Annotated in this window: 1 protein-coding gene; it reads left to right on the plus strand. The window is 71.8% G+C overall.

The features are described from left to right. The coding region (locus AC27IO_RS24180) for a diguanylate cyclase domain-containing protein (RefSeq protein WP_498741211.1) at positions 1–1,424 on the plus strand (1,424 nt) is incomplete at both ends.

Below are 1,424 nucleotides of genomic sequence, written 5' to 3' on the forward strand. Positions count from 1 at the left end.
AGGCCGGCAACGACCTGCAGGCGCTGCTGCAGGGCATCGCCCAGGGCGAGGGGCGCACCGCCGCGGCCGAGCTGCCCGCGCGCCAGCGCGCGCTGCTGGGCGCGCTGCAGACGGCGTGGGTGCAGGGCACGGCGCAGCTGGACCGCCTGCTCTACGCCCGGGTGGACGACCTCTTCGCGCGCATGTGGCTGCATCTGGGCACGGCCGTGCTGCTGCTGGGCTGCATCCTGAGCCTGGTCACGCTGGTGGCGCGGCAGATCGCCAAGCCCCTGCAGCAGCTGGCCCGTGTGGCCGACGAGGTGCGCCGCAGCGGCGACCACACCCTGCGCGCGCACTGGATCAGCCGCGACGAGATCGGCCGGCTGGTGACGGCCTTCAACGGCATGCTGGCGCAGCTCGACCGCGAGCGCGTGCTGCAGCAGGAGCTGGCCGCCAGCGCGCGCGCCGCCGAGGCCCAGCGCGAGCTGGTGGAGGCGCTGCCCATTCCGATGGTGGTCACCTCGGTGCCCGAGCACGAGGTGCTGCACGCCAACGCCCCGGCCGGCCTGTGGCTGAACGGCACCACGCTGGACCCCTGGCGCACGGGCATGGAGCCGGGCGTGCGCGCACGCTTTTTCCAGCGCCTGGCCGACCAGGGGGTGGTGGACGAGTTCGAGGTGCGCTGGAAGGGCAGCGCCGAGCCGCTGTGGGCCGTGCTGTCGGCCCGGCGCCTGCACTTCCAGGGGCGCGATGCCATGCTGACCGCCTTCACGCCCATCAACGTGCTCAAGGTGATGGAGCAGCGGCTGGAGCTGTGGGCCAAGGTGTTCGAGGCCTCGTCCGAGGGCATCATCATCATGGCGGCGGACCAGAAGATCCTGAGCGTGAACAAGGCGTTCTGCCGCAGCACGCACTACGACTTCTACGAGGTGATCGGCGAGAACCTGGGCTTCCTGCTGGAGGAGCCGGGCGAGCCGCCGCTGGGCGCGCGCATCGCCCGCACGCTGCTGGACAAGGAGTCCTGGCAGGGCGAGGTGCGGTTCCGGCGCCGCTCGGGCGAGACCTACCCGGCCTGGCTGATGGTGTCGGCGGTGCGCGAGGGCGGCAAGGGCGGTGCCGTGGCCAACCACATCGGCATCGCCATCGACATCACCGACCGCAAGCGCAACGAGGAGCGCATCCAGTTCCTGGCCCACCACGACGTGCTCACCGAGCTGCCCAACCGTTCGCTGTGCGTGCAGCGGCTGCAGGCGGCCATCGCGCATGCCGCCATCACGGGCGAGCGCGTGGCGGTGCTGTTCATCGACCTGGACCGCTTCAAGTCCATCAACGACACGCTGGGCCATCACATCGGCGACGGACTGCTGCGCTCGGTGGCGGCGCGGCTGCTGCAGGCCGTGCGCACGCACGACACCGTGAGCCGCCTGGGCGGCGACGAGTTCGTG

The sequence above is a fragment of the Acidovorax sp. KNOB132 genome (assembly GCF_057541515.1).